At 44.6% G+C, this 25,653-nt stretch carries 27 protein-coding genes and 1 pseudogene; 19 read left to right on the top strand and 9 right to left on the bottom strand.

The window, feature by feature from the left end:
* Positions 1-4: 4 nt before the first annotated feature.
* From NFR99_RS02835 to NFR99_RS02855, 5 genes and pseudogenes are all read right to left on the bottom strand, one after another.
* Complete coding sequence (locus tag NFR99_RS02835; protein ID WP_120486131.1) at positions 5-727, bottom strand: ABC transporter ATP-binding protein; 723 nt, start codon at positions 725-727, stop codon at positions 5-7.
* 406 nt (positions 728-1,133) lie between these two features.
* Positions 1,134-2,387 carry a sensor histidine kinase gene (locus tag NFR99_RS02840; protein ID WP_251352646.1) on the bottom strand — a complete coding sequence of 418 codons (1,254 nt, stop codon included), beginning with the start codon at positions 2,385-2,387 and terminating at the stop codon, positions 1,134-1,136.
* On the bottom strand, positions 2,384-3,055 hold the full coding sequence (locus tag NFR99_RS02845; protein WP_120486133.1) for a response regulator transcription factor: 672 nt from the start codon (positions 3,053-3,055) through the stop codon (positions 2,384-2,386). The genes NFR99_RS02840 and NFR99_RS02845 overlap by 4 nt, the downstream gene beginning before the upstream one ends.
* Positions 3,056-3,066: 11 nt before the next feature.
* Positions 3,067-3,240 carry a helix-turn-helix domain-containing protein gene (locus NFR99_RS02850; protein WP_120486134.1) on the bottom strand — a complete coding sequence of 58 codons (174 nt, stop codon included), beginning with the start codon at positions 3,238-3,240 and terminating at the stop codon, positions 3,067-3,069.
* Positions 3,241-3,370: 130 nt separating this feature from the next.
* Positions 3,371-3,589: pseudogene (locus NFR99_RS02855) on the bottom strand (TnpV protein); the annotation flags it as partial.
* Positions 3,590-3,714: 125 nt separating this feature from the next.
* Here NFR99_RS02855 and NFR99_RS02860 point away from each other — a divergent pair.
* The 6 genes from NFR99_RS02860 to NFR99_RS02885 all read left to right on the top strand — a co-directional run bounded on the left by NFR99_RS02860 (position 3,715) and on the right by NFR99_RS02885 (position 9,276).
* The gene (locus NFR99_RS02860) at positions 3,715-4,017 is read left to right on the top strand and encodes an integrase core domain-containing protein (protein WP_256374375.1); all 303 of its coding nucleotides are present in this window, start codon (positions 3,715-3,717) and stop codon (positions 4,015-4,017) included.
* A 376-nt stretch (positions 4,018-4,393) separates the two neighbouring features.
* Positions 4,394-5,068: a response regulator transcription factor gene (locus NFR99_RS02865; protein ID WP_120486153.1), complete on the top strand. Its 675-nt coding sequence runs from the start codon at positions 4,394-4,396 to the stop codon at positions 5,066-5,068.
* Positions 5,056-6,258 carry a HAMP domain-containing sensor histidine kinase gene (locus NFR99_RS02870; RefSeq protein WP_251352648.1) on the top strand — a complete coding sequence of 401 codons (1,203 nt, stop codon included), beginning with the start codon at positions 5,056-5,058 and terminating at the stop codon, positions 6,256-6,258. Before NFR99_RS02865 ends, NFR99_RS02870 begins: the two co-directional genes overlap by 13 nt.
* Positions 6,259-6,447: 189 nt before the next feature.
* Positions 6,448-7,350, top strand: coding sequence for an ABC transporter ATP-binding protein (locus NFR99_RS02875; protein ID WP_120486136.1), 903 nt, complete (start codon positions 6,448-6,450; stop codon positions 7,348-7,350).
* Positions 7,350-8,696, top strand: a complete 1,347-nt coding sequence (locus NFR99_RS02880) for a hypothetical protein (RefSeq protein WP_251352651.1) — start codon at positions 7,350-7,352, stop codon at positions 8,694-8,696. The genes NFR99_RS02875 and NFR99_RS02880 overlap by 1 nt, the downstream gene beginning before the upstream one ends.
* On the top strand, positions 8,635-9,276 hold the full coding sequence (locus NFR99_RS02885) for a hypothetical protein (RefSeq protein WP_251352653.1): 642 nt from the start codon (positions 8,635-8,637) through the stop codon (positions 9,274-9,276). Before NFR99_RS02880 ends, NFR99_RS02885 begins: the two co-directional genes overlap by 62 nt.
* Before the next feature lie 246 nt (positions 9,277-9,522).
* Here NFR99_RS02885 and NFR99_RS02890 read toward each other — a convergent pair whose 3' ends face one another.
* Both NFR99_RS02890 and NFR99_RS02895 read right to left on the bottom strand, forming a co-directional pair.
* Positions 9,523-10,914, bottom strand: coding sequence for a sensor histidine kinase (locus NFR99_RS02890; protein ID WP_251352655.1), 1,392 nt, complete (start codon positions 10,912-10,914; stop codon positions 9,523-9,525).
* Between the two features lies 1 nt (position 10,915).
* Positions 10,916-11,620: a response regulator transcription factor gene (locus tag NFR99_RS02895; protein ID WP_120486140.1), complete on the bottom strand. Its 705-nt coding sequence runs from the start codon at positions 11,618-11,620 to the stop codon at positions 10,916-10,918.
* 154 nt (positions 11,621-11,774) lie between these two features.
* On the opposite strand from NFR99_RS02895, the gene NFR99_RS02900 reads away from it, so the two are divergent.
* The 7 genes from NFR99_RS02900 to trxA all read left to right on the top strand — a co-directional run bounded on the left by NFR99_RS02900 (position 11,775) and on the right by trxA (position 15,851).
* On the top strand, positions 11,775-12,530 hold the full coding sequence (locus NFR99_RS02900; RefSeq protein ID WP_120486141.1) for an ABC transporter ATP-binding protein: 756 nt from the start codon (positions 11,775-11,777) through the stop codon (positions 12,528-12,530).
* Complete coding sequence (locus tag NFR99_RS02905) at positions 12,527-13,249, top strand: ABC transporter permease (protein ID WP_120486142.1); 723 nt, start codon at positions 12,527-12,529, stop codon at positions 13,247-13,249. Before NFR99_RS02900 ends, NFR99_RS02905 begins: the two co-directional genes overlap by 4 nt.
* Positions 13,246-14,016 (top strand): ABC transporter permease, encoded by a 771-nt coding sequence (locus NFR99_RS02910; RefSeq protein WP_120486143.1) that lies wholly within the window; start codon positions 13,246-13,248, stop codon positions 14,014-14,016. Before NFR99_RS02905 ends, NFR99_RS02910 begins: the two co-directional genes overlap by 4 nt.
* Before the next feature lie 2 nt (positions 14,017-14,018).
* The gene (locus NFR99_RS02915) at positions 14,019-14,303 is read left to right on the top strand and encodes a hypothetical protein (RefSeq protein ID WP_120486144.1); all 285 of its coding nucleotides are present in this window, start codon (positions 14,019-14,021) and stop codon (positions 14,301-14,303) included.
* Between the two features lie 404 nt (positions 14,304-14,707).
* On the top strand, positions 14,708-14,911 hold the full coding sequence (locus tag NFR99_RS02920) for a 4Fe-4S binding protein (RefSeq protein WP_251352657.1): 204 nt from the start codon (positions 14,708-14,710) through the stop codon (positions 14,909-14,911).
* On the top strand, positions 14,898-15,491 hold the full coding sequence (locus NFR99_RS02925; protein WP_251352659.1) for a 4Fe-4S binding protein: 594 nt from the start codon (positions 14,898-14,900) through the stop codon (positions 15,489-15,491). The genes NFR99_RS02920 and NFR99_RS02925 overlap by 14 nt, the downstream gene beginning before the upstream one ends.
* Before the next feature lie 51 nt (positions 15,492-15,542).
* Positions 15,543-15,851: a thioredoxin gene (trxA, locus tag NFR99_RS02930; protein WP_120486147.1), complete on the top strand. Its 309-nt coding sequence runs from the start codon at positions 15,543-15,545 to the stop codon at positions 15,849-15,851.
* Here trxA and NFR99_RS02935 read toward each other — a convergent pair.
* Positions 15,840-16,514 carry a Crp/Fnr family transcriptional regulator gene (locus NFR99_RS02935; RefSeq protein WP_120486148.1) on the bottom strand — a complete coding sequence of 225 codons (675 nt, stop codon included), beginning with the start codon at positions 16,512-16,514 and terminating at the stop codon, positions 15,840-15,842. The two genes, trxA and NFR99_RS02935, sit on opposite strands and share 12 nt — an antisense overlap.
* A gap of 304 nt (positions 16,515-16,818) precedes the next feature.
* On the opposite strand from NFR99_RS02935, the gene NFR99_RS02940 reads away from it, so the two are divergent.
* The 3 genes from NFR99_RS02940 to glgA all read left to right on the top strand — a co-directional run bounded on the left by NFR99_RS02940 (position 16,819) and on the right by glgA (position 21,381).
* Complete coding sequence (locus NFR99_RS02940; RefSeq protein ID WP_251352706.1) at positions 16,819-18,867, top strand: HelD family protein; 2,049 nt, start codon at positions 16,819-16,821, stop codon at positions 18,865-18,867.
* Between the two features lie 194 nt (positions 18,868-19,061).
* Positions 19,062-19,859: a sporulation transcription factor Spo0A gene (spo0A, locus tag NFR99_RS02945; RefSeq protein ID WP_120486149.1), complete on the top strand. Its 798-nt coding sequence runs from the start codon at positions 19,062-19,064 to the stop codon at positions 19,857-19,859.
* A gap of 76 nt (positions 19,860-19,935) precedes the next feature.
* Positions 19,936-21,381: a glycogen synthase GlgA gene (glgA, locus tag NFR99_RS02950; RefSeq protein ID WP_120486150.1), complete on the top strand. Its 1,446-nt coding sequence runs from the start codon at positions 19,936-19,938 to the stop codon at positions 21,379-21,381.
* Positions 21,382-21,449: 68 nt separating this feature from the next.
* Here the strand turns inward: glgA and NFR99_RS02955 are convergent, their stop codons facing one another.
* Positions 21,450-22,463, bottom strand: a complete 1,014-nt coding sequence (locus NFR99_RS02955; protein WP_120486151.1) for an aldo/keto reductase — start codon at positions 22,461-22,463, stop codon at positions 21,450-21,452.
* Between the two features lie 252 nt (positions 22,464-22,715).
* On the opposite strand from NFR99_RS02955, the gene NFR99_RS02960 reads away from it, so the two are divergent.
* The 3 genes from NFR99_RS02960 to NFR99_RS02970 all read left to right on the top strand — a co-directional run bounded on the left by NFR99_RS02960 (position 22,716) and on the right by NFR99_RS02970 (position 25,589).
* Positions 22,716-23,834: a DUF362 domain-containing protein gene (locus NFR99_RS02960; protein ID WP_135974583.1), complete on the top strand. Its 1,119-nt coding sequence runs from the start codon at positions 22,716-22,718 to the stop codon at positions 23,832-23,834.
* 150 nt (positions 23,835-23,984) lie between these two features.
* Entirely contained in the window at positions 23,985-24,821 is an 837-nt protein-coding gene (locus tag NFR99_RS02965; protein WP_251352661.1) for a TerD family protein, read from the top strand.
* Positions 24,822-24,836: 15 nt separating this feature from the next.
* On the top strand, positions 24,837-25,589 hold the full coding sequence (locus tag NFR99_RS02970) for an AIM24 family protein (RefSeq protein WP_251352663.1): 753 nt from the start codon (positions 24,837-24,839) through the stop codon (positions 25,587-25,589).
* Positions 25,590-25,653 lie beyond the last annotated feature (64 nt).

Here is a 25,653-nt window from a genome sequence, read left to right on the forward strand (position 1 = left end):
CTGCTCACCTCCGTTTCTCCACAGGGATACCTCTATGCCTCTCGGCAGTATCAATGAAATGGTCGCTGACAATTTGCCCGTCTTCGATGGTCACAATTCGGTCGGTTTCCAATGCAATTTTTTCATCATGGGTAATAAGGAGTATTGTCTGTTTTAAATTTCGGTTTGACAGCTTTAAGAGGTCAATTATTTCCTTTGAATTTTTTTGGTCAAGGTTTCCTGTCGGTTCATCAGCAAAAAGGATGGCAGGGCGGTAAATCAAAGACCTTGCGATTGCAACCCGTTGCTGCTGTCCTCCAGATAGCTGGCTTGGCAGGCTTTCCAGTTTGTCCTCTATCCCCAATATCTTTACAATCATTTTAAAGTAATCCAAATCTGGCTTTCTTTTGTCAAGCAGCATAGGCATAAGGATATTTTTTTCTGCTGTAAGAGTGGGAATCAGATTGTAAAACTGGTAAACCAATCCAACCTTTCTCCTTCTGAAGATAGCGGCATCTGTAGCATTTAGTCCGCTAAGGTCAACACCGTCTATTGTTACAGTGCCTTTTGTCGGCTTGTCCACGCTGCCCAAAATATGCAGGAGCGTTGATTTTCCAGAGCCAGATGCCCCAATAATTGCGACAAATTCGCCTTTTTCAATAGATAGGCTGATTCCATTTAAAGCAGTAACTTGATTATCGCCTTTCCCAAATACTTTTTCGATACCATTACATCTTAGTATTTCCATGTTGTCAAATCCTCCTGTTTGTTATTTCCTTATTACTGGCGTGTTCCTCACGCCATAAAGGTATACCCTTGCGGTATTTCCTCATTGTTGGCGCAGCCCTTACGCCATAGAGGTATACCCTTGCGGTATTTCCTCATTGTTGGCGTGTTCCTCACGCCATAAAGGTATACCCTTGCGGTATTTTTTATACCTTGATATAAATCTTTCTATTATTCCCGTGAGCAATGAGGAAAATAGCCATGTTTACATGGTTATTTGACGAATGCCGCGAGGGTCAAAAACCCTGTTGCTTGCAACATGGTTTTTGATTTGAGATTTCTCAAAGTATTTTTATTATAACAAATGAAAGTGACATCTCAGTGACTAGGCCCCAAACATACCATATTTTATGTGCTTCGCATTATTTTCACGAAATATAAAAACGAACTTCATAACAAGCCCCGCCATTCGGAAGATTGAATGCACGGATAATTCCGTTCTGCATTTCTATAATTGCTTTTGAAAGGGAAAGACCTATCCCGATTCCAGTATTTTTTGTGTTTTCACCACGATAGAACCGCTCAAACAGATGGGGTAAATCCTCTCTTGCAAATCCCTCCCCCTCGTCCCATATCCGTATCTGCACATAAAGCGGATTCTTTTCATAGGAACAATGGACAGCAGTGCCTGTTCCTGTTGCTTCCATACAGTTTTTCATCAAATTCATGACCGCTTCCATCGTCCAGTTTAAATCCACATTGATATTCATCTCATCCATTTCTGGAATATCAATCAGAACGCCCTTCTGCATGAACAATTCATATAAATTGTCCGATGCCAGAGAAAGGATTGTAAAAACATCTGTCGGTTTCCTGTCAAATGCAAGCGTTCCCGCATCAATGCGGGACAATAGCAATAACGCCTCTTCTAAATGCATGAGCCTGTTTATCTGCCGTTCTATATCCTTGATATTGGCGTGCATTTTACACGCCATAGAGGTATGCCCTTGTGGCGTTTCTGCGGTACGAATATCGCCCAAATGTTCTTTCGCCATCTGGACAGTTAAGGAAATAGACGTAATCGGCGTTTTAAGCTGATGGGCAATATTAGAAAGATTTTCTGCAAAATTGTTTCGTGCTGTTAAGGCTTCTTCCTTTGTCTGGTAAAGTTCCGTTACCGTTTTATATATTTCATCTTGCAGTTTTGAAAACTCATCATCTGAAGATTCAAAAACCAATCCTTGAACGCCTGTATTTATTTTTTCCAAATATTCCGTCAATGCTTGGATGCGGGCGTCCGATTTCCTATGCCAATACCAGAAAGAGAAAAGGAACAGTATGCCGCCTGCCAAAAAACCGAAAACGGCAATCCAAAGGACTGTCGTGCCCGTAATCCCTAAATTCGCTGGATAATAACCAAAGTTTGATATTACATGATTATCAAACTTGTTTGATAATATATTTTCGCCTGTCATATGAAAATCCTGTGTTTTCAATAATTCCAAAACAGCCTGTCGGGAATCTGGATTATTTTCAATCATGCTGTCACAAAATCCTCCCAATATATGAAAACACACATGGCGATAGTAAAGAGTAAGAAGGTATGTAGTCATTGCCGCTACAATCAGACTGATTGACAACACGAACAGAACCGTTATTTTTATATTTGATTTTTTGCTCATACCTCATCCTCCATACGGTAGCCAAAGCTCCGTATTGTTTTTAAACAGGGCGGATGATGGAGTTTTTCCCTAAGCCGTTTCATTGTTACGGTCAACGTATTGTCATTGACATAATTCCCATTATTGTCCCAGATTTGAGTCAGCAGCCGTTCTCTTGTGACGGTTTTCCCCTTATTTTCCATTAAAAGCTGCAAAAGCTGGTATTCTGCTTGGCTGACGGTAATTTCTTTTTCGCCACAAAATACTGCCGTTTTGTTTTTGTCAATCGAAATAGAACCGCAGGAAAGATACTGGCTCTGCACATTTCCTGCCCTGCGCAGCAATGCGTGGATGCGGGAATACAGAATTTCCAGTTCAAAAGGTTTTGTTACATAATCATCTGCCCCATATTCAAAACCAGAAATAATATCACAAGTGTCATCTCGGACAGTCAGAAAAATGACTGGGAGTTCTTTCCATCTTGAGCGTATCCATCTGCAAAAGCTGTTTCCCTCGCCGTCTGGCATATTCCAGTCAATCAGCGCAATGCTTGGAATATGGTGTTCCAATGCTTTCTTTCCACTTTCCAATGTTCCAAATATAGAAACGGCATACCCTTTCTGGCTCAAATATTCTTTTACAGCCATCGCAATACATTCATCATCTTCAATATAATAGATTTCTATCATTTTCCCATCTCCTAGTAATTTTTCCGGCGCATATCCGCTGGTTTTTCTGTGTACCGTGGGATAAGCCATACGCGGGTTAGGTGGATAACACCCTCAATACGGTTTGCCTTGCACAATTTCTGAACTTGCCGTTCGGATATCCCCCATAATTTTGCGGTTTCCTGCACTGTCATGTAATCGAACATAAGATACCTCCCAAAATCAACTAAAAGTATTCTTTATTATAGTCGGTTAAACGAACTAAAGCAAGCTCTCGCTGTTCCGTTATGCCCTGAACCTGTTCATGACCTCTATAAGTCGTTCAAAGCATTCCTATGCCTGTCTGTCAATATCGGCAAGGTAAGTGTTTAACTTGTTGCTTGTGAGAAGATTTATATATGTAACCCTGCGGTACTGCTTCAGATAATCCAGATGCCGCTGTCCCCATATACCTATTGGCTGTCCCTCTTCAATGGATACAGTTAAGCATGGAATTAGACAGTTACTTTGTCTTACATATTTGCCGCCTAACTTCTCAAAAATTGTCTTTGACATTTTATAGTTCCGCCGTATGATTTGAATTTGCCTACAATATGAGCTGAAACTCTATCTGGGGGATGAACTGACAGAATGCATACGGAACATCTGTTGGGGAAAACTCTGTTTCTGCATATAAAACAGTGCTGCATTCGGATCAGGGATCAGTATATGCATCAAAAAATTACAATGACCTGCTTGGAACATGCGGGATCATACACTCTATGTCACGCGCCGGAACGCCGACAGACAATGCAGCAATGGAATCCATCAACGGATGGATAAAATCAGAACTGTTTACGGATTTTCATCTACAGGGAGAAAATGTCAAAGAAGAAATGGCAGCGTATATAAAATTTTTCAACGAGGAACGGCCCGCATACTCGCTGGGGTATCTAACGCCCAAACAGTACAGAGAAGCATATGCAGCTGTAAAATACTTATAGATTGTATGTCAAAAAATACAATTTAAGTGTCCGATTTTTGTTGAGCAGTGCACGGGGATGCCAGGTATGCCCGAAGCCGCCTCAGTGATTTTAAGAGCGGCGGCACGCAGGCGCAGGGGCTGCTTTTTGTACATGTGCGTATATATCCAGAGCCACCATAAGGTGAATTCCAATCAGTAAAGCTGCAGGAGGCCACTCTGTATGGAGCGGCCTTCTTTGCCGTATACTTAAAATATGTACTTCACATGTGGGACGTGGTATAATCAGACAAATGATTTGGCAAATAGATGGATAAAAATGCAGCTTGTACTGAATAGTAGATAAAATGTTGAAAATTGTGGCGTAATTTGAAGACCAGAAATGGGAGGTGGGCAGAATACGAGATACTATTTTAGTTGTAGATGATGAGGAGGATATCGTTTCCACTCTTGCGGACTACTTTATGTACAACAACTATGACGTAATGACGGCAACAAATGGGATGGAAGCGATTGAAAAGGCAGGAAAACAGCCGGATCTCATTTTGTTGGATATTAATATGCCCGATGTGGACGGTCTGGAGGTTTGTGCCCGGATACGGGATTTTGTCAGCTGCCCGATTCTGTTCCTGACTGCCAGAGTGGAGGACAGTGATAAGGTCAAAGGCTTCGGTATGGGCGGGGATGATTACATTGTAAAGCCCTTTTCATTGGACGAGCTTGGTGCAAGGGTTGCCGCACACATCAGACGGGAACGCCGCAGAGGGGGGACTCCCAAGGTGCAGCTTGCCGATAAGCTGGCGATTGATTACACAGAAAGACGATTGTTCTATGACGGCGAGGAAATTCCTTTTGCAAAGAAGGAGTTTGATATTATAGAGCTTCTGTCCGGTCATCCGGGGCAGATTTTTAGCAAAGAGCGGATCTATGAACTTGTCTGGGGTTATGACAGCGAAGGAGAATCTTCCGTGGTAGCCGAACATATCCGCAGAATTCGTGCGAAACTTGCGGCCGTGGGTATAAAACCGTATGTGGAAACGGTTTGGGGAGTGGGGTACAAATGGGCAAGATAAAGGAATTTTTCAAAAGAAAGTCGATCAAAACGGCTCTTACTACATCCATGCTCGTCTGTATCATCTCTGCCCTGCTGCTGTCTCTGTCCCTATCAAGCATTTGTCAGTGGGGGCAGTCCAGATACTATAAGAAATATCAGATTCAATTTGGCGTATCCGATCCTGAAATAGTGATTGGATTTGATAAGAAAGATGATGAGCAGAAAGGAAGCATATCCTATCAGACGCTGCTGAATTTAATGGACCATTTTACGCCAACAGACTGGACCGTATATAATATTCTTGGCTTTTCGAGTATCGGCGTATATCCCATTTGCTTCATTTTCTGTATTGTCGCCACCAGTATTTTATTCTACAAACGACATATGCAGAAACCTCTAGCCATACTGGATCATGCCGCCAGCCAGATTGCCGATAACAACTTAGATTTCAAAATTGCTTACGATAAAGAGGATGAGCTGGGAAAGCTGTGCGTTTCCTTTGAGAAGATGCGGCAGGCATTACAGGAAAGCAATGAGGAGATGTGGCGGCAGATGGAGGAACGCAAACGACTGAATGCAGCGTTCTCTCATGATTTGCGGACACCGCTGACGGTTCTGAAGGGACAAAGTGAACTTTTGAGGCAATATGCGCCCAAAATGACCGCTGAAAAAGTGAGTGATGCCTCAGAGATGATGCATCGGCATATCGTAAGGCTGGAAGAGTATGTGCAGACGATGGGAGAACTGCAGCGGCTGGAGGATATTGAAATTGTCCGGCAGCCTGTAACTATGGATGCACTTTGCAGGCAATTAGAGGAAACGGGAGAGGCTGTATGGGATGAGAAAAGATTTTCCTATGAAGTTATAGGTAATAGGAATTCTGATTTGGATATAGACATGGCTATTGTAATGCGGGTATATGAAAATCTCCTTGCCAATGCAGTACGGTTTGCAAAGGAAAAGATTAAGGTATCGGCAGAGTCACAGGATGGGTATTTGTACCTGACTGTTTCCGATGATGGAACCGGGTTTGCGGAAAAAGATTTGGAGAATGCCACAAAGCCGTTTTATAAAACGGTGCGGGAAACAGATAACGAGCATTTCGGTATGGGGCTGAATATCTGCAAGATCCTTTGTGAGAAACATGGAGGATATATCCGGCTGAGCAACCGGAACGGGGCGGTTGTTACTGTGGCGTTCAGGCAGTGATAGGATATGTTTAAATAATTTATCAGTATTTTAGCAGGCAGTCATCCGCTATTGGGGCTGCCTGTTTTGCATATAATACGGCAATTTATTCCACAAAATATTTTTGGCGAGTAGACAAAAAGTTGAAAGTTTCCTTTTACCCTATACCTGTCAGATGGGAAACCCATCGGAAGAAAGGAGCTTTTTCAGATGAATAATTCTATAGAAATCAAAGGGCTGAATAAATTTTATGGAAAGAAGCAGGCGCTTTTTGATGTGAATCTTTCTATCCAACAGGGCATGTTCGGTCTGCTAGGACGCAACGGGGCGGGCAAGACCACCCTGATGAAGACACTGGCAACACTGCTGCAAAAGAAAAATGGAGTAATTACCGTGTGCGGCGTTCCCATAGAAAACGCCAAAGAGATCCGCAGGATTATCGGGTATCTGCCACAGGAGTTTTCCATGTACCCATCCATGAAGGTGGGGGAAGCCATGAAATACCTGGCAATCCTGTCAGGACTCAGTGGCTCTCAACGAAAAGAACGGATTGACGCACTCCTTAAAAAAGTGAATCTGACAGAGCACCGGGATAAAAAGGTGAAGGCGCTTTCCGGAGGCATGAAGCGGCGTCTTGGGATTGCCCAGGCGCTGCTCAACAACCCCAAGGTACTGATTGTTGACGAACCCACCGCCGGGCTGGATCCGGAGGAGCGTGTCCGATTTAGAAACCTGCTGTCTGAGATTGCAGAGGATAAAATTGTGATTTTGTCCACCCACATTGTAGGGGATATTGAGGCCACCTGCGAGGATATCGCCATCATCAATGAGGGCCGGGTCATCTACAATGGCACGGTGGATGCGCTTTTGCAGGAAGCAGAAGGCAGAGTGTTTACCATGACCGCTTCTAAGCGGGAGCTTCCAGAGCTTAAAAGGCAGCTTTCCATCACCAGTATGCACACCCAGGGAAACAAGGTTCATATCCGCTTTATTGCAGACAACTTGATGCAGGGCGCCAAGACGTGCGAGCCGAATATTGAGGACGCGTATATGCTGTATCTGCATACCAGCGGCGTTCGTGAGATTTTGGGTGAAATTGGGGGTGAGTGGTAATGCTGTTGTTGCAGGAAATCAAAAAGATTGTAAAATCCATTCCCTACATGATTTTTGTTGCAGCTGTTGTGATTGGTCTGTTCTCTCAGGGGGTATTCCGCTTTCAAGACGATCTCCTTGAGGAGCCACAGCCGGGCGGCAGCTACGGATATAAACATGAGGAAATAGCGGAACAGATTATGCCGGCCGCACTGAGAGATTTGTTGACGGAGTTTAGCAATAATAACTATACCACCTATCCCATCGGATTTATCAAGCATGTAAAGCTTAGCGAAAGCAAGCAGGAAAAAATGGCCGAAATCCTTTCTGGGATTACAGGGAACGATAAGGATAGAATCTTACAGGAAGCAGCTGGGATTACACCCGGTGCTTCCGGCAATTATACCTTCCAGATCGGCGGGGATGGGATGCAGCAGGACGGGAATGGTGGCTTTACCATCGGATCAGATGAGAAACAGCAGAACAGCCCGGAAAAAATGGCATTCGCAGTCCGTGATGACATGGACTATGCCCGATTCAAGGAACTGATGGGACAGGCGGATGATCTTCTGGGCGGAGGTTCCAATTACGCGGTGGATTCTCTGATTGGGTACGGAACGGTTCCGCTGACCTATGAAGAGGCAAAAGAACGGTACGACCTTGCGATCAGTTCTGATAAAGTGACCGGCGGTTATGCCCGCCTGTTCTCGGACTATGCAGGTGTTATGGTGCTGTCAATCCTGCCGGTATTTCTGGCAGTCATTCTGAGCATGAAGGACCGGCGGGTCAAAATGGAGGCGCTGATTTATACCAAGAAAACCTCCGCTGCAAAACTGACCTTTATCCGGTATCTGGCGCTTGTGATAGCAGCCATGCTCCCGGTCATACTCATCTCCTATATATCAAACATGATGGTCTGGAGCAGTTATCCCGGGATACAGCTGGATTACCTGGCTCCCCTCAAGTATGATTTCGGCTGGCTGCTGCCAAGCGTGATGATTTCCATAGCTATCGGAATGTTCTTGACGGAGCTGACCGGCACGCCCATTGCCGTTGCGGTACAGGGACTTTGGTGGATGTTCGATGTGAATCTGGGAATCAAAAGTGTTTCTTCGGGATATGCCCTGCTTCGTCTGGCGCCCCGCCACAACGCAGGCGCAGATTCCCTGTTCCGTACCCAGGATTATCTGGATCATTTCGGGGACCTTGTGCAGAACAGGCTGCTGATGGCGGGAATCGCCCTGGCGCTCATCCTGCTCACAATTTTAATCTATGAATCAAAAAGAAAGGGGAAATTCGGTGGAAATGCAATTTTCAAAAAAGCGGTTTCCAGTATTAGAGATCGCAAAAATAAATCTCAGGCATAATGCGCTTTTGTCCATTGCGGTGGCTGTTCTTTTATGCCTTGTCACTCCGCTGCTTATCGGTACAGCCAATCTGGATCGTAATTCCGCAGCCATGCCGCTGGAAATGTTTGTTTCCCTGGTTGGCGTCGTGCTGCTGACGCCGATATTCCAGCCGGAGCAGAACGAGGAAATTGACGACCTGGTATCTTCCAAGTATTGCAGCACAGCAAAGGTCCACCTGATACGAACGGTGTATTCTGCGGGGATTGCCGCCCTGCTGATCTGCGTATTTACCGTATCTATGAAACTGCAAAGCTGCGATGTCACTCCGGTGCTGGCGCTTGGAGCGATAGCAGACGCCCTGTTCTTAGGTTCCATGGGTATGCTGACCTCGGCGCTGACAGGAAACACAGTCATCGGATACATGCCGCCGCTGCTGTACTATGCGCTCAACATCGGTATGGGACCAAAGCTGGGAAGCTTATATCTGTTCTCTATGGTCACAGGCAGCTATACAGCAAAGCTGTGGCTGTTCCTTGCAGGACTACTGATGATGGCAGCAGCTTTATTCTATCAAAGGCTCCGCAAGCGGATGGCGTAAATTATTCGCAGTGAGAATTAAATTACCACTGTCCGTTCAGAAAGCATGAATAATCAAAAGCCCTGATACTCCACAATTTGATGTGGATATCAGGGCTTTACATATTTTCCATTCCGTAATTTTTCCAACTAATACAAACCTGGTATTCAAACTCATAGTGGCAGGCAGAAAGCGTTACGAGTCGATTTGTGGCTGCTGGAGTAATTTCATTTCCAAAACCAGAGCGTTCTTTTGTTTCCTTTTTCCTTACATAGTCATCGGCAAGCTTAGCTCGACCTCAAATCCGCCATAGTCGCTATGCTTTATCAGCATTTTTCCGCTGTGTGCAAATATGATTTGCTTAACAATAAGTAACCCTAAACCGTGGCGCTGTTCGGTTGTTTTTTCATCGCACACCATATAATGCGGCGTGTTGTTCAATTTTCCAATCTGTTCATCTGTCGCACCCACACCATCATCGGAAACAATCACAGTATAAACATTATTTTCAGCTATAACACGAACGAAGATTTGACATCCCTGCTCGTTATGATTCATGCTATTTTGAATCAGATTACTTACTGCCCGCCTTATTAAGTCTTTGTCAACATTTGCGGTACAAGAAGTTAATGTTTCGTCTGTTTGCCATTCAATCGTGTACTTTTCATCAATATTCATATTGATGAAATCAACTACGACCTGACGGACAACGGCAATCAGATTTTGCCTTTCAGGGTTGATCGGCTGCATATTATATTCCAGCTTAGACGCAAGATTCAAGTCGTTAATTAGGTTTCGCATTCGTTTGCTTTGCCGTACGATAACCGCCGCTTTTTGACGGTTATTTTCTGATAACTGCACATCGTTTTCTAACTGTCCGGCATAGCCCATTACCATTGACAGAGGGGTTCGTATGTCGTGGGACACTCCTGCGATCCAATTTGCTCTTGCAGTTTCTCTTTTGCGAAGCTGCCTGCTTTGCGTTTGTAAAATATTTGAGGTCTTGTTAATGTTTACTGCAAGCTCGGATAAAAGCCCCTTTTCCCTGATATAGACTTCTTCGTTCGTTGATAAAGCCTGTATTCCGCTGACAATCGGTTTCACGGATTTTAACAGCTTGGAATTAGCAATCACATAGATAATAAAAATTAAGGCTATATTGATTACTAAAACTGAAAGAACCGTTTTGGGCAAGTTGGCGATTAAATTATAGTCCCAACTCGGCCACATATGTTTCCAAAAGCTTTCTTTCGGATAGCCGAGTACCACAAGTCCGTTTTCAGCTTCTCCTGTAAATGTAGGATACCCGTCAATATAGCCACGGGTTAGGCTCGCTATATCCGAAATAGTGTATGACATAGGTACGGTTTCGGGAAGATTATCCGTCTGCCATACTACTTTCATTGCCATGTTGTCAATAAATATCGCCCATACATTTGCATTTTGAAGTTCAAGCGCCGTATCTTCGCTTAAAACATACTCGTTTTCATTTTTGGATAAATGATCGGCAACTTCCTGCGCCGTAATCCAAGGAGAACTATTTGGCGCCTGATTCAGCGTATATATCCCCAATAAAGCAAAATTCAGAATAATGAGCAGCATCGAGGACAAGAGCATAATACCGACAAAACGCCGTATTAGTTTCGGTACGCTCTTCATGTTACTTGCCCTCCACAACGAGTTTATATCCAAGCCCTTTCATCGTTATCAGTGAAACAGGCTGGGACGGATTCTCTTCAATTTTTTCTCTGATACGGCGGATGTGCGCCATCAGCGAATTTTCATAGCCGAAAGGATTATCACCCCAAGCCGCTTCACACAGAGCGTCAATCGTAACAATTCTTCCTGCGTTCCGATATAAAGCAGCGAGGATGTCGTGTTCTTTTGCCGTAAGAGAAATGTGCTCGCCGTTCTTTAAGACTTCTGCACGCTCAAAGTCAATTTTGCTGCCATGCAGCTTCACAAGGGGATTTTCGGCTTTGTAACTTCTGCGGAGAATGGCATTTACACGGAATAAAAGCTCCTTTGGCAAAAACGGCTTTACCATGTAATCGTCCGCACCAAGTCCGAAACCACGGAACTTATCATCATCCTCGCCACGGGCAGTTAAGAACAGCACAGGATAGTCAGCCGTTTTTTTAAGCCGTTCCATTAAATCAAACCCATTCCCGTCAGGAAGCATTACATCAAGAATCGCAAACTCAGGCTGGTAGGTGTCAGAAACCGTAACCGCTTCACTTACTGTTTTTGCCGTTTTGATATCTTGAAATCCGTCCTCGTTTAAGATGGATACGACCATATCTAAAAGCTCCTGCTCATCATCAACAAGCAAAATGCGTTTTTGTTTCAAGTAATCAAAGTCCATACGGATACCTCCTTTGTGTTTCTTATTATACCATAGAAATGTGTCATTTTCTAATGTGCGATGAAATGTAAGGTAAATGTAAGGACACGAGAAGGTTAGCACAAGGTTCGCAAGTTACAATGTATTTGCAATGATAAGAAAGGAGCAAAACGCAATGAACATCATTGAAACTAAAAATTTGACGAAATCATATGCTGATTTTACTGCGGTTTCGGGTATCAATCTGCATATCCCGAAAGGCGCTGTCTATGGTTTTCTCGGCCCGAACGGGGCTGGAAAATCCACTACCATGAAAATGTTTTTGGGGCTTACCAAACCCACCGGCGGTTCATTTACGATTGATGGGAAGATGTACTCCGAAAACAGAGTGCAAATTCTAAAAGAAATCGGCTCGTTTATTGAAGCCCCCGCTTTTTATGGAAATTTAAGCGGTGAAGAAAATCTCGAAATTATCCGCAAAATATTGGGACTGCCCAAATCCTCCGTAGCGGAAGCTCTTGAAATCGTGGGACTGACACAGTTTAAGAAGCGGCTTGCAAAAAAATATTCTCTTGGAATGAAACAGAGGTTAGGTCTTGCAAGCGCCTTAATCGGAAAGCCGCCAATCCTGATTTTAGACGAGCCGACAAACGGACTTGATCCTGTCGGTATCCACGAAATCCGAACGTTGATCCGTTCTTTACCGGAAAAGTTTGATTGTACCGTTTTGGTATCGTCACACTTGCTGTCAGAAATAGAACTAATGGCTGATACCATCGGTATCTTGAATCACGGTCACTTGCTGTTTGAGGGAACGCTCGACCAGTTTAAATTCGGCGCAGCATCAAAAGGCTACCCTGCGGACAATCTGGAGGATACATTCCTTGCTTTGATTGATGCTGACAACAGGCAAAGAGGGACGGTGCGATGAGTATTTCTTTGGAATGTAAAAAGGTAAAGCGAACAGGTTTTTTACCGGCATTTTTCGTTGGCAGTATTTTAGCTGCGGCAGTTCCTGTTATCAATATGGCAGTCCGTTCAGAAATATATCTTAACCAGTCGGGCAGTCCGATACAAATTTTGCTTGGTGCAAATTGGCAGATGATGACAATGCTGAATGTGCTGCTTGTAGTAGCCGGAAGCTGCCTTTTATATCATACAGAATATGCAGACAACGCTATGCAGAAAATGAAATCTTTACCCATTCGGGAAAGTTCTATTTTCTTTAGCAAAGCGGTTTTGACAAGTTTTATGAGCCTTTTTGTGCTTGTCATTGAGGCGGGAGCAATTACATTTTGTTCCTATCGCTGGTTTGAACTAGGAAGCGGCTTTTTCAGTGAACTGTGCAAATGCTCCGGGTATTCGTTTTTGTTGATGTTACCCTGCATTATCCTGTCGCTTCTTATTTCGGAAGCCTGTAAGAATATGTGGGTATCACTTGGAATCGGCGTAGTATGCGTGTTTACCGCAACGATGCTGCCGACAACGAATTTTGCCCTTTCACTTTTCCCATTTGCAATGCCTTTTCAGATATTTGCGGGTACAGATATAACGCAGTCAACGCACTATATTTGCGGAGCAATCACAGAGCTTGCTGTTTGTGGTTTGGCGCAGCTCATACTCGTAAAGGTAAGGAGGTCGTTTGAATGAGCTTTTTAACACTTGTCGGCGTAGAATTCAAAAAGATACGCCGATCTAAAATTCTTTTCATTTTGGCTGTGGCTGCCGTCATTCTTTGGATACCGTCTATCCTGAATGCTAAAATGAATTTTGGTATGCAGGCAGAGGGAATTTCGCCAGAAAACAATTTCTTTATTCAAGGCTTTATGGGAATGGCATGGTTTATGTTTCCTGCAAGTATGGTAGTTGGGACAGTTCTTTTAAGTCAGACTGAAAGAGCAAACAAGGGCATTTTGAAAATGCTTGCCCTGCCGATCAGTACAGCAAAACTCTGTATAGCCAAGTTTGCTGTATTGCTAACACTGGCGGCAATACAAATCTTAATGATGACAGGTGTGTACTATATCAGCGCCGTCATCAGTTCGGGGACACAGGATTATAATTTTATCCTGCCACCGCTATTTGTTCTAAAAGAGATTAGCTTGATATTTCTATCCGCAATACCGATGATTGCATTTTTTTGGATGTTATCGGTTTGCATTCAGACACCGATTTTTTCAATCGGTATTGGCCTGGCGTCAATAGTACCATCGGTGCTAATAATCAATACAAAAGCGTGGTTTGCTTATCCAATGTCGTATCCGTTTTTTGTCATCACATCGGAATACGGAAAACTTGCAGCAAATCTTGATATGGCGCAGGTCGAACTCATACCGTGGATACCCGTTGCCGCCCTTATTACACTCTTATGTTTAGGCATTTCCTGCCTTTGTTTCGGGCAGGCTGAAAGGAGATAATTATGAAAAACAAAATTTTAACCACTGTCAGCGCTATTATGCTTTTTATCCCGTGGACGATACTCCCGCTTAGAACTTATGACTGGGCATTGGAATCTCCTGTCGCTGAAATTATGATTTCCTGCTATGCGGCGTTTATGATTTTCAGCGGAGTATTCACCATTATTTCGTATGTCAAAGAAAAAGCTCAAAACAATTTGATGAAAGTTTGTTTGATTGTAAATGGTATTTATGCAGTTGGTGGGGGTGCTGTTTTTTGTATGATGGTTTTACCCAAAGTTATATAACGAGGCGAACTGTTATGAAAAGAATCAAAATAACTGTTCTGTACGCGATATGCTGGGGTAGCGTGGCATCAAGCCAGAAAACCTGCCTCATCAAATTACATATATTTTAATTCGGTAATGTTGTATAATTTTAAACGCCACCTAATAAGAGGGGGATGTAACTTTACTCGACCAGGGCCTTTCAATGTGATTTTGAGGAATACCAGGATGATTGTATGGAAAATGGTTAAAGATGATTTTAAAGAAAGTATCCGGTTTATTTGGACATAAAGTTTCCTTTGCTTATTTTGAGCCAAGGGGGGAGATATGCGGGTGGTTTTAGCTTTTAAGTCTCTCAGGTGACCTCGTCACTGAATAAAAGAATCTCTTCCTGTATAGTAATGTAAAACAGGAGGGGATTTTTTATGGCAAAACGAAGAGCAGTTATCAGTAAGAAAGAGTGCGTTGCGTGCGGGTGTTGTATAAAAGTTTGTCCGAGAGCGGCGATTACCGTGCCTTTTGGCATTTGCGCAGAGGTTGATTATGGATTGTGTATCGGATGCGGGAAGTGTGCGAAGGAATGTCCTGCAAGTGTTATTACGTTGGAGGTGAATGATGAAGCAAAGTAAGAAATGGTATGATTATCTTTGGATTTTTTCTCTTACATATCTAATTTTGGGATTTTTTAATATCCTGTTTGCCTGGCTGGGGCTTCTCTGCTTTTTTATACCGCTGCTTATAGCAATTGTAAAAGGCAATAAAGCGTATTGTAATAAGTATTGCGGCAGAGGGCAGTTGTTTTCCCTTGCGGGAGGCAGATTTGGGTTTTCTCGGAACAGGGATATTCCGAAGTGGATGAAATCAAAATATTTCAGGTACGGGTTTTTGATTTTCTTTTTTGTGATGTTTTTCTTTATGCTGTGGAACACTTGGTTAGTGTTTGCGGGAAGCAGGGAGTTGAGCAAGGCAGTAACGCTATTGTGGACCTTTAAAGTTCCGTGGCATTGGGCATATCATGGCACGTTGTTTTCCGCGGGGACAGCACAGTTTGCATTTGGTTTTTACAGCGTAATGCTGACCTCTACGATTCTTGGCTTTCTTACAATGCTGTTGTTTAAACCCCGCTCCTGGTGTGTGTACTGCCCGATGGGGACAATGACGCAGTTGATATGTAAAGCAAGAAATGTGACGTCATCACAGAAATCATAAAAAATCTGGGTTATACTAAACATACAAACCAAAGAAAGGAAGTAAATGATTATGTCAGTACTTAGTGTAAATAAAAACAATTTCGATTCCGTAAAAAATAGTGAGAAGCCGGTTCTTTTAGATTTTTATGCTGACTGGTGCGGCCCATGCCGTATGGTGTCTCCGGTAGTAGATGAAATCGCAGAGGAAAATCCGCAGTACCTTGTAGGAAAAGTCAATGTGGACAATGAAATGGAGCTGGCACAGGCATTTGGCGTTGCAAGTATTCCGACCCTGGTTGTGATAAAGGGCGGGAAAATTGTGAATCAGTCGGCAGGCGCAAAACGGAAAGCGCAGATTCTTGCCATGTTAGAGGGCTAATTTGCGCAGGCGTTTCTTGTCAAGGATTTTAATGCCTCCGCGGGAAACTTCTACAATTTTTTCATTTGTAAAATATTTCAGCATACGGGATACAGCTTCACGGGCAGAGCCGATATATTTGGCAATCTGCCCGTGAGTTAATGTAATAGTATTGGAACCTGTTCGTGCAGATTCATCCGAAAGAAAAATAGCGAGGCGTTTATCCAGGCTCATAAATAAAATCTGCTGCATCACCCACATGACGTCGGAGAAACGGCTGACGGCGGTTTCAAGGGCAAATATTTTAATAGATGGATTACGCTCGGAGACCGCTGCAAAAGCGGGACCGCTGATTACGTAGCATTCGCTGTCCTCTTCGGCATTGATGAACACGTCAAATGTGATTGTTTGAAGTACGCAGGAAGCAGACAGCATACACATGTCTCTCTGGTGCAGGCGGTATAGAGTGATGTCCTTGCCTTCATCAGACATGATTGAGAGCCGGAGGCTGCCTGAGCGGACAAATATTACGCCGGAGCATTCATTGCCGTCATGAATATTTGTATCTTTGGGATAAGTAATGGTATAAGAATTCTGACAGATATAGTCCTTATCAGTTTCAGATATTTTATCCCAAAAAGGGAATATTTCTTTGTATATAGGGTCAAACATTGTGCGTGACATAGTTTTGCGGCTCCTTTCAGAAAAGGTAAAGATATTTTTTGGAATGTTTCGTTTACTATATTATAATGGCGGTACTGTCAAAAAGCAAGGTTTGCGGACAGCGTGGTTTCGCCTGGAGGAGCTGCGGAAGAGCATTTAGAAAAGATGGAAAGTTTCATAGTGGTATCTTGATATAAGGCAGCCGTTAAGAAAGTGGTTGCCTTATTTTGGGTTAATATTTATAATGGGACATACACTATATAAGAGAAAACAGAAAGGGAATGGCTGCCATGCCCATATCGCGGGACGCAGCCAGGAAACAGAAATGGATCAAAGTACAGAACACTTAGAGTATGTCCTTGGATGCCTGCGGGAGCGGCTTGCGAAAATAGAAGAAAACATTGCCCAGGGTGAAAAAGAGATAGAGGGGATGCATGAGTATTACTGGGAAAACTATACAGAGATGGATCAGTATGGGTATGAAGATTTTGATAACCAGCAGGCGCTGCTTGGGCAGATAAATGCAAACCAGGAGCAGCTTCTTCTGCGGCAGAGGTTTCTCAGGATGATGGATTCTCCATATTTTGGAAGGGTTGATTTTGTATATGAGGGAGAGGAAGAGCCTGAGACGTTTTATATAGGGATTGGGAATTTTTCCCGGGAGGCAGGGAAAGTCCCTATGGTTTACGACTGGAGAGCGCCGGTGTCAGGGCTTTTCTATGATTATGATAAAGGGCAGGCTTATTATGACGCGCCGGGGGGCAGGATGGCAGGAGAAATTCTGTCCAAATGGCAGTACAAGATACGGGGCGGAAAACTGGTATATGCATTTGAGAACGATGTAAAAATAGATGATGACGTGCTCGGAAGGGAGCTGGGAAATTGCAGTGATGTAAAGCTTAAAAATATCATAAGCACCATCCAGAAGGAGCAGAATGCAATTATCCGTAACACGAAGGATCGGATACTGGTGATTCAGGGGGCGGCGGGCAGCGGAAAGACGTCTATTGCCCTGCACAGGATTGCCTATCTGCTGTATCATGACAGGAAATATCTGAAATCTTCGAATGTGCTGGTACTTTCTCCCAATAGTGTATTTTCAGACTATATTTCCCATATACTGCCGGAGCTGGGAGAGGAAAATATCAGGGAAATGAGCTTTGATATATTTGCTTATCATCAGCTAAAGGATGTGGTGCACGATTGTGAGGAGCGGTGTGACCAGATTGAGAAGGAGCTGAAATTCCCGGAAGATGTGGGGCTTTTTGCAGAGAAGCAGTCGAAAGAATTTGCAGTAAAGCTCAATAAATATGCTCTGGAGCTTGAATATGGGCTGATGGAGTTTTCAGATTTCAAATTTAAGAAAATGGAAAAGACGGAAGAAGAGATTGCGGGATTGTTTTACAGCCGCTTTCCAGATATTCCTCTGCTGTCCCGGATGGATGCGGTGATGGAATATGTGACGGATGAATATGAAACGCTTGCCGGACGTGATTTTGAAGAGGATGAGAAACTATGTGTCCGGGAAAAATTTATGGAGATGTATGAAAACAGGGATTTGTATGTCTTGTACAGCCGTTTCCTGGAAGAGAGCGGATATCCGTCTCTGCCGCGGGTGCCGAGAGAGGAGAGGAGGCTGGCGTATGAAGATGTATATCCGATGCTTTATCTGAAATACATGCTGTGTACCTGTGCGGAAAACAGGAATATTAAGCATCTGGTCATTGACGAAATGCAGGACTATTCTTATATTCAGTATGAAATCCTGGCCAAATTGTTTTCCTGCCGTATGACGGTGCTGGGGGATCGGGCGCAGACCATGGAAGGGGCGCAGCGGGATGTGATGGACTTTTTGCCGCAGGTTTTGGGAAAGGATATCAGAAGCCTGAGTTTAAGAAAGAGCTACCGCAATACGATAGAGATTGCAGAGTATGCGGAGCGGATAGTTGGGGGTACGGATGCAGAATTGTTTGAACGGCATGGCGCCCCGGTGAGGGAAGTTATATTTTCTACTGTAGAGGAGGCGCTGCAAGAGGTACTTGTGCAGCTGGATCTTGAAAAGTTTGAGACGGCGGCGGTATTGGTGATGACGCAGGACGCGGCGGATTTTGCGGCAGGTTATCTGAAATGCCGGCTGGAAGAGAATGGTTTCGATACGGAAAAGCGGTTTGCCTGCATGGATAGGAATAGTACCATATTTTGCAAAGGATTGACAGTCACCACTTTTTATCATGCAAAAGGGCTGGAATTCGACCAGGTATTTACTGTTTATAATAATACCGACAGGACGCCGCTCCACAGGCAGGCGAAATATATTTGTGCGACACGGGCGCTCCACGAGCTTTGTATGTTTGAGGTGGATTTTGGAGGATAGGAAAGAAGATTGTCGAAAAATGTAGAAAATGGCGGCAGGATTGCGCAGGAAGGCCGGAAATAGAGAAAATTTTGTCGAATTACAGCAATAACTTTCCCTTGCCAATAAATGGAAGCATTTATATAATACAAGAGGGTTTTGCCGACGGCATGTTTATGTGGCGAAAAATATTGTAAAAAGGGGAGGATTCTTTGATGGACAAAATAAGTATTGCGATTGCCGACGACAATGTGAGGGTGGCGCAGCTGCTGGAGAATATCGTGAACAGTGATGAGGAGCTGGAGGTAGTAGGCAAGGCGGAAAATGGAGAAGTGCTGATGGACGTTATCCATGAAAAACAGCCGGATGTGGTGCTGATGGATATTATCATGCCAAAACTGGACGGGCTGACCGTGATGGAGCGGGTGAAAGAGGACAGAGAGCTGAAAAAGCATCCGGCGTTTATTGTGATTACTGCAGTAAGCCAGGAAAAAATCATGGAAGATGCCTTTGCGCTGGGAGCGGACTACCTGATTTTGAAGCCCTTTGATAATGATATGGTGATTAGCCGGATTAAGCATATCCGGTCGGGACGGGAAAAGAATTTTGCAGAGGTGCGAAAAGTAAATGCATACGAAAGCAAAAACGAATATATGGAGCGCAACCTGGAAACGGATGTTACAAATATTATTCATGAGATTGGCGTTCCGGCACATATCAAAGGCTATCAGTACCTGAGAGATTCCATCATCATGTCTGTAAGTGATATGGATATGCTGAATTCCATTACAAAAATTTTGTATCCAACAATTGCCAAGAAGCACCAGACCACGCCTAGCCGTGTAGAACGTGCCATAAGGCATGCGATTGAAGTAGCATGGAGCCGCGGAAAGATGGATACGATTGACGAACTGTTTGGATATACGGTTCATAATGGAAAGGGTAAGCCCACGAATTCCGAATTTATAGCGCTGATTGCAGATAAAATTCGTTTAGAATATAAAAATATATAAGGATTGCTTTTCATTGGAGGCAAAATGCGGTATAATAGAAAAAATGGCTTTTAATGCTAATTAGGAGGGTTTTTCTATGAAGAAGATACTATTTGTTGCTTCTGAATGCGTTCCGTTTATCAAGACAGGAGGACTTGCGGATGTTGTAGGTTCGCTTCCGAAATGTTTCGATAAGGAATATTTCGACGTACGTGTAATTGTTCCAAAATACATGTGCATGAAAGAGGAATTTAAGAACCAGATGCAGTACCGGGCTCACTTTTATATGGAAATGAATTGGCGCAGCCAGTATGTGGGAATCCTGGAGATGCAGTATGACGGAATTACCTATTATTTTATTGACAATGAGTATTACTTTGCGGGGCCAAAGCCTTACGGAAATATCTATGAGGATATTGAGAAATTTGCATTTTTCTCAAGAGCGGCGCTTTCCGCCCTTCCGGTGCTGGATTTCCGGCCGGATATCATCCATTGCCATGATTGGCAGACCGGCCTGATTCCGGTGTATCTGAAAGATACATTCCAGCAGGGCGAGTTTTTCCGCGGAATCAAGACGGTTATGACTATACATAACCTGAAGTTCCAGGGCGTATGGGATATGAAAACAGTCAAAGATATTACAGGTCTGCCGAGCTATTTCTTCACGCCGGATAAGCTGGAGGCATATGGGGATGCGAATTATCTGAAAGGCGGACTGGTATACGCAGACGCGATTACTACGGTGAGCAATACGTATGCAGAAGAAATTAAGACGGCGTTCTACGGTGAAAATCTGGATGGGCTTTTAAATGCCCGCGCCAACAGTCTCCGTGGAATTTTGAATGGTATTGATTACGATGAGTACAATCCTGAGACGGATAAGTATATTGCAAAGAATTACAATGCGAAGAATTTCCGTAAAGAAAAAGCGAAAAATAAACGTGCGCTCCAGGAAGAGCTAGGACTGGAAGTAAATGACAAGAAGTTTCTGATAGGTATTGTATCACGTTTGACAGACCAGAAAGGCTTCGACCTGATTAATTACATGATGGACGAAATCTGCCAGCAGGATCTGCAGATTGCAGTTCTGGGAACGGGTGAAGAGAAGTATGAGAATGCGTTCCGTTACTTTGCATGGAAATATCCAGGAAAGGTATCGGCGAATATTTACTATTCCGAGGCGCTTTCCCACAAAATCTATGCGGGCTGCGACGCGTTCCTGATGCCATCTTTGTTTGAACCGTGCGGGCTGAGCCAGCTCATGAGTCTCCGTTACGGAACCGTGCCGATTGTCCGGGAGACAGGCGGTCTGAAAGATACGGTATGGCCGTACAATGAGTTCGAGGGAACCGGAACGGGATTCAGCTTTGCGAACTATAATGCCCACGAAATGTTCAATACCATCAGATATGCCCATTCTGTTTATATTGAGAAAAAGCGCGAGTGGAATAAGATTATTGACAGAGCTATGGCGGCAGATTTCTCCTGGAAAGCATCTGCGATGAAATATCAGGAGCTTTATGACTGGCTGGCAGGTTTCTAGGAATATGTAAGAATAAAAAACGGCTCCCATATCCAGTATCTGGTATGGGAGCATTTGTTATATTCTGATTACCGTGTGTTGTATACCTGCCTGGAAGCAATATCGTCAATGATGCGGAGTTCTTCATCAGTAAAATAGTAGATGTCTTCGACAGCTTTCAGATTCTCAAGAATTTGTGAAGGTTTGGAAGCGCCAATCAGGACGCTGGTAATTTCGCTGCTGTTAAGAACCCAGGACAGCGCCATCTGCGACAGGGTCTGTCCGCGTTCGGCGGCCAGCGCATTCAGTTCCCGGATAAGGGCAAGGCGCTCCGGGGTAAGGGCAGATTCTTTTAAATAGCGTGCGTCAGCTTTGGCGCGGCTGTCTTCCGGGATGCCGTCCAGATAGCGGTCTGTCAGCATTCCCTGAGCGAGAGGGCTGAAAGCGATGATGCCCTTTCCAAGCTCATCGGCGGCTTGCTTTAAGCCGTTGTTTTCAATGGTGCGGTCGAAAATAGAATAGCGGTTTTGGCAGATGACGAAAGGGCAGCGCAGTTCTTGCAGAATCGCGGAGGCTTTCTTTAAGCGTTTGCCATCATAATTGGACAGACCCACATAAAGTGCTTTTCCGCTTTGTACCGCCTGGGCGAGCGCCCCCATAGTTTCCTCAAGCGGAGTTGAAAAGTCCATTCGGTGGTGGTAAAAAATATCTACATATTCCAGCCCCATACGCTTCAGGCTCTGATCCAGGCTGGCTAGGAGAGATTTGCGGCTGCCCCAGTTTCCATAAGGACCTGCCCACATTTCATATCCGGCCTTCGTGCTGATGACGAGTTCATCCCGGTAAGCCTGGAAGTTTTCTTTCAGGATAAGCCCCAGGTTCTTTTCAGCGCTGCCTGGTTCCGGGCCGTAATTGTTTGCTAAATCAAAGTGGATGATGCCGTGGTCAAAAGCAGTAAAACAAAGCTGCTTCATGTTTTCATAAGATGAGTTGTCGCCAAAATTATGCCAGAGTCCTAAAGACATGTGAGGCAGGCGCAGGCCGCTTTCGCCTGACTGGCAGTATATCATGTTTTCATAGCGTGTTTCAGATGCCTGATACATTTGGAATCCTCCTGGTTTTGCTGTCATTTTGTGATAGTTTATTGATTATGATAACATGGAAGATATTCAAAGTCCAGGTGATTTTGTGAGGTGTTTTAGATATGGTGATTGCAATGCCATTGACAAGAAGAATAGAAGCAGAGAATTTTATAGTATTTGGCTTGGATTATATGAATTATAATGGTTTAAACACTGGAAAATACCTGCTTTTTTTAGTATAATTAATGAAAAACAATCTCAAGGAGGATAAGCATGGAACAAGCAAAGGTTTATTTTACGACATTTAAAGCTACGGCGCATGAGAATTTGCTGCAGAAGCTTCACCGTTTGATGAAAACGGCAGGATTTGAGAATATTGATTTTACGGATAAATATGCTGCAATTAAGATTCATTTTGGAGAGTATGGAAATCTGGCGTTCCTGCGCCCGAATTATGCAAAGGTTGTGGCGGATTATGTGAAGGAGCTTGGGGGAAAACCATATCTTACAGACTGTAACACACTATATGTAGGCAGCCGTAAGAATGCGCTGGATCATCTGGATACGGCTTATGTGAATGGATTTTCACCGCTGCAGACAGGATGCCATGTGCTGATTGGGGATGGTCTGAAGGGAACGGATGAAACTCTTGTGCCGATTGATGGGGAATACGTTAAAGAAGCGAAGATTGGACATGCCATTATGGATGCGGATGTTTTCATTTCCCTAACTCATTTTAAGGGACATGAGATGGCTGGGTTTGGCGGTGCGTTGAAGAATATTGGTATGGGATGCGGCTCGCGGGCAGGAAAGATGGAGCAGCACTGTGACGGAAAGCCCAGCGTAGACCGGGATTTATGTGTGGGATGTGGGGCGTGCAGCAGAATCTGCGCCCACGATGCACCGCAGATATCTGATAGGAAGGCAGAGATTGACCATGAGAAATGCGTGGGATGCGGACGCTGTCTGGCAGTCTGCCCGAAAGATGCCATTGCGGCAGATTTTAGTGATTCTATCGCTGTGCTGAATTACAAGATGGCAGAGTATAGCCTGGCTGTGTGCCGGAACCGCCCATGTTTCCATGTATCTCTGATATGCGATGTGTCTCCGAATTGTGACTGCCATGCAGAGAACGATATTCCGATTATTCCGAATGTGGGTATGCTGGCGTCTTTTGACCCGGTGGCGCTGGATCAGGCATGTGCGGATCTGTGCAATCAGATGACTCCGGTAAAAGAGAGTATCCTGGGAGAGAATTTAGAAAAACATGGCGTTGATGAGGGGCATGATCATTTCCATATGACGCATCCGGATACGGAGTGGAAATCCTGCATTGCCCACGCAGTTAAGATTGGTCTGGGAACGGATCAGTACGAGCTGGTGAAGATATGATGGGATTTAAGTCTGCAGAAAAATGAAAAATATTTCAAGACAGATGTGAGAGAATGTTAAGAAGGATGGTTGAGTTTTGCCGGGACAGCCGTGAGTGGAAATGTCCCGGCTATATTGCAGTAACAGAGAGCAGGCATAAGAGGTGACTAAGTGATTGATATTCCAATGAAGATAAAATCTCCGGAAAGTCTGGGGAATATGGCGGCAGATGTGGAAAGAAGAATTCGTCAGCCACAGCCGCTTTGCCAACTGATGGGAAGTATTATGCAGCCATTGCCGCAGGCTTCGCCGGGGCAGTTCAGGCAGGCCGCTCAGTCCAATCGGACAGTCCGACCCCAGCCAGGGCAGACAGTCCCCGGACGTGTATCGCAGTCCCAGCCGTGGCAGACTGTATCGAGGCGCGAGGTATCCGCGGGAGATTCCGTGAGCCCGGGCGAGATACTGAAAAAGGGACAGAAACTGTCACTGATGCGGGAAAATCCGAATCTTACGGCAGTAGAGGTGAGCCTGGGCTGGAGAGTTCAAAATCCGGCATGTGATATGGATGCTTCGGCATTTCTTTTGGGGAGTAATGGAAAAGTGGTGGGGGATGAGTGGTTTGTATTTTACGGACAGACTTCAAGCCCGGACGGAAGCGTCGTACATCACGGAGAACGCGGAGGCACGGGAGAGGAGACTCTCAGCATAGATTTGAAAAAATTGCACCCCAGTGTGAAAAGAATTGTTTTTATCCTTACAATTCATGAGGCATTGCGGCAGAGGCTGAATTTCGGGATGGTATCTGATGCGTATATTCAGGTGAGAGACGGGAGCATGGGAAAAGGAATCCTGCGTTTCCGGCTGGATGAGTATTACAGCAACGTGATATCTATGGTTGTAGGAGAACTTTACGAGAAAAACGGCGAGTGGAGATTTAATGCGGTGGGAAACGGTGTAGACAGGGATTTGGAAGGTTTGTGTGGGTTATACGGAGTTCAGGTAGAGTAAAAGGCGGAGGTACAAATGTTAAGATTAGAGGTAGTGAATGAACTGACATTAAAGGTGGAGTCGGACGGATATGGGCAGGATGTCCTGTTTACAAAAACAGGCGCTTTTATCGGAGGTGAGTGTCCGGGGAACAAAAACTTTAAGTTTGAAAAATGCCTGCTTGGACCGGAGGGAAACCCAATGCAGGCGCTGATGGGACAGATTGGACGGCGGTTTACCGGAGAAAACCTTCCGCTTACAAAGGTTACGATGAGCGGGCAGAGTATTACCTATTATGCGAATGAGGAACAGCATGTGATAGTGGTTCCTCTGCGCCAGGGGGAGACGCTTTCCGTGGAATCTGAGAACCTGCTGGCGTTTACGGAGGATTGTAAGTACGGCATTCGTTTTCTTGCGCAGGGCGTTATTTCTCAGAAAGGATGGGCCACATCTACCCTTACAGGGAGAGGGCCGAATGCGTACGCCGTAGTGCTTTCCGAGGGAAATCCCATTATTCTCAGCAACGAGCAGAGCGGTACGACTCTGGAAGCAGACCCGGATGCGGTGGTATGCTGGACAGGGGCAGATCCGAGTTTTGAACTGGCTATGTCCTGGAAAAATCTTCTCGGTTCCAGGGGAGCGTCCGGTGAGAGTTATATGTTCCAGTGGACGGGGAATCAGAGGGCGTCTGTCCTGATTCAGCCGAAAGAGAGAAATTCAGGGATTAACCTTGGAATGGATGGGGGAGATTCCGGGCGGCGTCCGTCAAGGCAGACTTGGGGGAGATAGTTTGTGAGCAAAGGCTGTTAGACTTTTAGTGCGCAGTTATCGGATGAAATAGCGGGATATAAGA

The organism is Hominisplanchenecus murintestinalis, assembly GCF_943193015.1.
GTDB lineage: Bacteria > Bacillota > Clostridia > Lachnospirales > Lachnospiraceae > Hominisplanchenecus_A > Hominisplanchenecus_A murintestinalis.